This is a genomic window from Armatimonas sp. (assembly GCF_043760365.1).
Lineage (GTDB): Bacteria > Armatimonadota > Armatimonadia > Armatimonadales > Armatimonadaceae > Armatimonas.
Window position 1 is genome coordinate 1 of sequence record NZ_JAYUPA010000048.1, and the last position, 6,775, is coordinate 6,775.

Sequence of the window (6,775 nt, forward strand, 5' to 3'; positions counted from 1 at the left end):
TTCCCGCTGACGTGGCTTCCCACAACAGCTGGAGCGCGGCGGCGGCTATATCGGCGATGTCGTGGGTCTCGGAGAGCTCGCTGACGATGGGGTACTGTCCCTCAAAGCTGCCGCCCGTCTCCAGGCGCTCGGCCAGCTTGGTGGCAAACACTTCCCGGCGACGTACGGCGATATCGGCGGCGCTGGGAACCCGCAGAGGCGTGATCTTGGCCCCGATCTGGTACTCAAAGCGCATCAGGTTACGACGGTCACGTGGCTCGATCAAGCTTAGTGCATCGCCCTCACGGCCCGCCCGCCCGGTGCGACCGATGCGGTGGATGTACTGCTCGACATCAAAGGGCAGGTCGAAGTTAATGACGTGGGTCACGGACTCAATATCCAGCCCGCGCGCCGCCACATCCGTGGCCACGAGGATATCTGCCTGGCCGTCCTTGAATTTTTTCATCACCCGGTCGCGCTCGGACTGCGCCATGTCGCCGTGGATCGGCTCGGCGGAGTAGCCTCTCACACTCAGCGTTTCGGCGAGCTCTTGGGTCTCCATGCGGGTGCGGCAGAAGACAATGGTTGGGCCGGGGGTTTCCATGTCCAGAATCCGCGCCAGCGCCTCGCGCTTCTTGCCGGGAGCGACCTCGTAGTAGACCTGTCGCACGGTATCCACGGTGCGCTGTTTGGCTGTGATCTCCACTTTTTGGGCGTTGGGCAGGAACTTTTTCACCAGCGAGGCGATAGCGGGAGGCATCGTGGCGGAAAAAAGTGCCGTCTGCCGCGTCGTGGGCAGTGCCGCAAGAATCGTCTCGATGTCCTCCACAAAGCCAAAGGCCAGCATCTCATCGGCCTCGTCAATGGCGCAGAATGAGACTTTGTCCAGGGCGACCGAGCCGCGCCGCATGTGATCCATCAGACGCCCAGGGGTTCCCACGACGACGGCGGGGGGCTTCATCAGGGCGCGGAACTGCCGGTCAATGGGCTGTCCGCCATAGACGGGAACCACACGTAGCCCCGTCTTTCCGGCCAGCTTATGGATCTGCTCCGCCGCCTGAATCGCCAGCTCACGGGTGGGAACCAGCACGAGGGCTTGCGTCCCTTGCGCGTCTGGATTGATCCGTGCGAGAAGCGGGAGCGCAAACGCTGCCGTCTTTCCCGTGCCGGTCTGTGCCTGGCCGATCATGTCCTTGCCCTCAAGCAAGATGGGAATCGCGCGTGCTTGAATGGGAGTGGGGGACTCAAAGCCCGCGACCGTGATCGCTGCGAGCAGCGCTTCCGGCAGACCGAGATCCGCAAAACCAGGAAGGGGTGTCTCGACAGCCTCTACTGCGGCAGTCGGCTGAACTTTAGGCTTAGGTCGTGGCGCAGTTGTCTCTTCGGAGGCTGTTTGGACTAGCTCCGGCTTGGGAGCGCGCGGCGTCTTAGGGGCAAAAGGAGGCTTGCCAGCAAAATTTGGTTTGTCGCCCGCTGGCTTTTTTGCCGTAGGGTGCGCGCCTGGTTTGAGAGAGTTCGGCTTCGCGCCGAAGGGCAGGGGTTTCTTCCCTGGTTTAGGATTATCGTTTTTCTTCACGGAATGGTATATCTCTAAACGAAGGGAATCGCCACTAATGGCTTCTTTTCCCTGAGAAACCCTGGTGCAAATAGGAGCAAATAGGGGCAGACAAGCTCCCCGTAGGAATTAATTTACTCAAAAAAATAACTATTTTGCACTATGGCAATCAAATTGCATAGGCTTTTCAATAAGTGTTCGATAGGCTTTGATAGGTATTGGAAGGTCAAATTGATGAGCAAACCAGTGGCGGTGATTGGAAGTGGGCCAACGGGAGCGGTGGCCGCGCAGGTACTGATTGAACAAGGGATTTCCGTAGTGATGCTGGAGTCTGGGGATCGGCTTCCTCATGGTGTTATGGTTCGTGCGATGGGTCGGACAATCTTTCGGAAAAAACCAGCCCTTGACCCGCGTGGGGCGGCGCTCTCTGTGGGGCGTAACCCCGAGATAGAGTGGTGGGTGCACCTGGATCCGGGGGGGCTCTCTAACCAGTGGACAGGCGGCGTGCCGCGTTTCTCCCCTGAGGACTTCACGGAAGGCGAACAACTTGACCCTTGCTACCGCTGGCCAGTTGACTACGCGGAGCTGGTGCCATTTTATGAGCGTGTGGAGCGTATCCTGGAAGTGAGTGGGGGACGCACGGATATTGCGACCGCACCACGCGGGGATTTTCGCTATCACTCCGATCTGCCACGCGCTTGGCAGGGGGTGGACAAAGTTGCACGAGCACGAGGACAAGCTCTGATTCCCGCCCCCATCGCCCACGGTGCTCCGTGGATGGCAGCGTGGCGGGGAACGGCTTTTAATAGCTTTCTCCAGCTAGTCGTGCCGCTTCTGAACTCTCCAGACTTTCAGCTTCATACGGGGGCGCATGTCCTCCGGCTGGAGTACGATGCCACAAAGCAGCGTGTCAAGTCTGTGCTCTACCAGGATCGGGCGACGGGAGAGCAGCACCGGATTGAGGTGGGGGGAGTTGTGGTGGCCTGTGGGGCGCTCAACTCGACCAAGCTCCTTTTTGATTCTGCCTGCCCAGACTTCCCCGAGGGGCTGGGCAATAGTGACGGGGTACTGGGGCGCTACCTCCACGACCACCCTCACGAGTGGTGTACGCTTGAGCTGAGCAAGCCCATCGCACGCCTCCCGAACAGTATCTACCTGACCCGGCGGCCCTTTGGCTCGCCCGCACTACTGGCGGCAGGGCTTACCCTGGGGGCTGCATCCCCCAAGGAACAGATTCTTGCCAGCCTTCCTTTGCCGAGCAGGGCGCTGGGCGTTCAGGTGATGGGAAGCATGATCCCCACCCTCGATAACTTTGCCCTACCCGATTCAAACAAGAAAGACCCGTTCGGGAGCCCACAGCTTCGTGTTTGCATGGACTACGACAAAGATATCCGAGCCAATATGAACCTCGCTCGCAAGAACCTGCAAGAAATTCTTTCGGCGGCGGGCTACGACAACAAGATTGTCCATGAACCCAACTTCCTGCGCCCAGGCTCGTCGGTTCACTATGGTGGCACAGTACGTATGCACCACTCCCGAGAATTTGGGATGCTCGACGGCTGGAACCGACTGCACACGGTGCCCAATGTCTTGGTCACCGACATTAGCTGCTTTACCACTTGCCCTGAGAAACGGCCTACCTTGACCGCGATGGCGCTCTCATGGCGCGCCGCTGAGCGCCTCGCCTTGGACTTGAAGCGAGGTACTTGTGTATAATGCTCTATGACGCACCTAGAGATGGTTCTTGAGGGTAAAGGGCTAGCGGCAAAGTTCCCCGGCGATAAAGGCATCTCTAAACACACGTCGGTGATCCTGACCGAGGACTTTGAGAGCGGGGATATTGCCGCGCTCAAGACTAAGTGGTCGGATATCAGTAACAAAGCGGGAAAGCCCCTGGCGCTGGAGACCGACAAAAGCACGGGCAGGCGTGTCCTGAAGATCACGGCGACACTCGGCGAGAACAATGGCGGGCATCTTTTTACCCTTCTACCGCGTGCGAGTGAGACGCTCTACGCCCGCTTCTATGTGCGCTTCGAGCCCGATGCCGACTACATCCACCACTTTGTCTGGATGGGAGGCCACAACCCACCCGTGCGCTGGCCCAACCCGCAGGCGGGCCATAAACCGAGTGGCGACGATAGGCTCTCGGTGGGGATAGAGCCACACGGCGGCAATGGGCGCTTCGCTGCCCCTGGTGCATGGAACTTCTACACCTACTGGCACGAGATGAAAAAAAGCGCCGACGGTAAGTTCTGGGGCGCAGGGATCGGGCCAACCACGCCATTGCTCGTCCCTAAAGACCGCTGGCAGTGTGTCGAGTTCATGACCAAGCTCAACTCAACTCCCGAAAAGTCCGACGGTGAGCTCGCGCTCTGGCTGGACGGCAAGCTCGCAATGCATATCGCACCCGGCGTGCGGCGCGGCCCCTGGACCGGCATGGGCTTCACGCTCCCCGAGACCGGTGGCGAGCCCTTCGAGGGCTTCCGCTGGCGCACGAGCAACGCGCTCAAGCTCAATAATTTCTGGCTGGAGCACTATGTTACAGAAGAAGCGTTGCGCCGCAATAAGAGCCGTCTTAAGCCGGAAAACTCCATCTGGTTCGACGATATTGTGATCGCCACCGAGTACATCGGGCCACGTCAAGCTACCCCATAAACAGGTGCACAACTTTTGTGCAACCTTTTTTATCTCTGACTGTCTGAGGGAAGCAAGCTGAAGAGAAAGAGAAAAAGTGGCCTCGAAGGGACTCGAACCCCTGACCCTCGGTTCCGAAGACCGATGCTCTAATCCGCTGAGCTACGAAGCCAAAACTCTAGTCGCGCGACTAGTGCGCCGATTATATCACGACAGAAAAAAATAATCCTATTCTGGTAGCAATTCGAGGGAACTTTATTTCTCTTGCACCGTACTATTAGGGAAGAATTTAGCAGGGGAATTGTCTCCTGCAATGGCCGGGAAACCCATGGGGGGCACGCAAATGTTGGCGATGGAAACACAAATACAAATACAAGAAGAAGATATCGTTCTGACCGCACAGGGACGACAGCGTATCGAAGAGGAGCTGGATCGCTTGGTGACAATAGACCGTCACGAGGTGGCAGCGCGAATCAAGGATGCGAAAGACTACGGGGAGCTCACGGAGAACGCGGAGTACGAGGCCGCCAAGAATGCTCAGGCATTTGTCGAAGGGCGGATTCTCGACCTCAAGGGAATCCTATCACGTGCGCGCCTGCTCCGGCACGATGATATCCCGACAGACTGGGTGGGCCTAGGGGCAGTGGTGACGATTCAGGACAAGGACTTTGGCGACGACTGGACTGTCACCTTAGTATCATCCTACGAAGCCGATCCCGACCAGGACTTTCTCTCTAATGAGTCGCCCATTGGCAAAGCACTTATAGGAAAGCGCATTGGCGATACGGTTGAGGTAAAGACGCCTGATGGCATCATCCGCTACGAAGTGATCTCGATTACGAAGTAGCTTCGCTTAGCTTCCCGATCCTGTACCGCTCAGGCTGGCAAGAATGCGTGCCTGAAGCGGTGTGGGGCGGGGAAGAGGGCGCAACCGATAGGAGTGCTCTGTTTCCTCTCCTAAGGTCAGGCTTCCCTGCTGAATTGCACCGGCGCGGCGGAAAGTCAGTGTCAGGCGGTCGCCGGGCTGGTAGCCTGTTAGAGCGCCTCCCAACAGGCTGTCGAGTGCTTGGCCTCCGAGGCTAAGCACCACATCTCCGCTTTGCAAGCCCGCCTGCGCTGCGGGGCCGTTGGCTTCCACCGAGGCGATCCGAGCCTGACTGGGATTGGAGAAGTCCCACGTCACGCCCAGGGTCGTATTTTTACGGACACTCTCGTCCGCCTGAATTCCCCCCGCCGCCAGAAGCTCCACAATCGGCAGCTCGTCCGTGGAGCGGAGTGCACGGGTAAAAAAGGCGGAGAGATCTGCTCCCGCGAGCCGTGTTGCCACGCGCTCGATCTCACCGTCGCTGTAGCCCTTGCCCGTTTTCACACACTGAGCCAGGAGGGTCTTCAGAACATCCTCCAGCCCAACTTTGTTGTTGGTTTTCTGCCGCAGCTCGATATCCAGGAGCAACCCGACCACGAGCCCTTTGTTGTAGTACGAGAGCCCCCCAAACCCCTGGGACTCGTCCTCGCTCTCCCACACCTTCGAGGAGGCATCTTCCAGTGTCACCCGCCGCCGCGCGGGGTTCGTCATGAGCTGGGTAAACTGCTCGGCTTGATAGCCCAGCCAGAACCGCTGGGACGCTAGCCCGGCTTCGGTGAGCACGCGTGGTGCGAAGTAGTCGGTCACTCCCTCGGCAAACCAGAGATCTTTCACCCGGATGGCGCGCGTGTAGTCAAAAGGGCCGAGCGCTGCGGGGCGAAGACGCTTGACATTCCAGGCATGGACAAACTCATGGGCGACAATCGAGAGGTTCTCAGGACTTGGCTGTCGCAGAGTGTTGGGATCCAGGCGTATCACCGTGCTGTTCAGGTGCTCCAGTCCGCCTGTGAAGCTTTCGGTACGTGCAAAGTGAAAAAAGAAGATATACCGCTCAAAAGGTGCCCCCCCCAGGAGCTTGATTCCCGCTTGAGCGATCTTAAAGACACTCTCTGCCCAGCGGGTGTAGCGTGCGGAATCGCCTCCCACAATGACGACCGAGACGGGCACGTCTCCCAGCGTTCGATCTATCCGAGTGAACTTACCAAGCTCGGCGGGCTGATCCGCTAGAGCATCGTAGGTGGGCGCGGAGAACATGGCAGGTTTTCCTGGAACAGGCGTGTTTGCGCTAGCGACTTTCCAGCCCTCTGGCACCTGATAGGTAATGGTGCAAGGCGATTCTTTGCTCTCCGCGACATAGGCCAGGGTTGCGGGGCCGGGCACAAACCCGTGCTCACTGTCAAGATAGGGCTCGAAGAAGCCAAAGTCGGTGTCCGAGGCGTGCACATCGTAGGAGAAAGTCACGCGGGAGGCTCCCTGTGTGGTAACCGTCCAAGTGCGGGCATCGGTTTGCTGGAGGCGTAGCGGTTTCTGGGAAGGGCCGCGTGCGGAGAAATTGCTGAGGTTACCCTCATTACTTCGCAGGACGTACCAACCCGGTGTCCAGGCAGGAAGCTGGAAGGTAATCGTGTCGCGGCGTAAGCCCTCCGCCTGTACTTGGATATGGAAGCGTTTCTGGCTCACCTCCGCGACCTGCACTGTGTAGGCTATCTGTGCAGGAGGGGGTGTGCTCAGCGGGGGCTGCG

General features: G+C 58.7%; 5 protein-coding genes and 1 tRNA gene. 3 read left to right on the top strand and 3 right to left on the bottom strand.

The window, feature by feature from the left end; all coding sequences use genetic code 11:
• Nucleotides 1-1,555: DEAD/DEAH box helicase (locus ACH2EH_RS01145; RefSeq protein ID WP_395137983.1), on the bottom strand; the 1,555-nt coding region annotated here is incomplete at its 3' end.
• A gap of 213 nt (nt 1,556-1,768) precedes the next feature.
• On the opposite strand from ACH2EH_RS01145, the gene ACH2EH_RS01150 reads away from it, so the two are divergent.
• Both ACH2EH_RS01150 and ACH2EH_RS01155 read left to right on the top strand, forming a co-directional pair.
• Complete coding sequence (locus ACH2EH_RS01150; protein ID WP_395137985.1) at nt 1,769-3,250, top strand: GMC oxidoreductase; 1,482 nt, start codon at nt 1,769-1,771, stop codon at nt 3,248-3,250.
• Nucleotides 3,251-3,256: 6 nt separating this feature from the next.
• Nucleotides 3,257-4,189: a hypothetical protein gene (locus ACH2EH_RS01155; RefSeq protein WP_395137987.1), complete on the top strand. Its 933-nt coding sequence runs from the start codon at nt 3,257-3,259 to the stop codon at nt 4,187-4,189.
• A gap of 77 nt (nt 4,190-4,266) precedes the next feature.
• Here ACH2EH_RS01155 and ACH2EH_RS01160 read toward each other — a convergent pair.
• A tRNA-Arg gene (locus ACH2EH_RS01160) sits at nt 4,267-4,340 on the bottom strand.
• A 180-nt stretch (nt 4,341-4,520) separates the two neighbouring features.
• Between ACH2EH_RS01160 and greA the strand changes: the two genes are divergently transcribed.
• The gene (greA, locus tag ACH2EH_RS01165; RefSeq protein ID WP_395137989.1) at nt 4,521-5,015 is read left to right on the top strand and encodes a transcription elongation factor GreA; all 495 of its coding nucleotides are present in this window, start codon (nt 4,521-4,523) and stop codon (nt 5,013-5,015) included.
• A gap of 6 nt (nt 5,016-5,021) precedes the next feature.
• Here the strand turns inward: greA and ACH2EH_RS01170 are convergent.
• A partial coding sequence (locus ACH2EH_RS01170) for a M61 family metallopeptidase (protein ID WP_395137991.1) occupies nt 5,022-6,775 on the bottom strand: 1,754 nt, incomplete at its 5' end.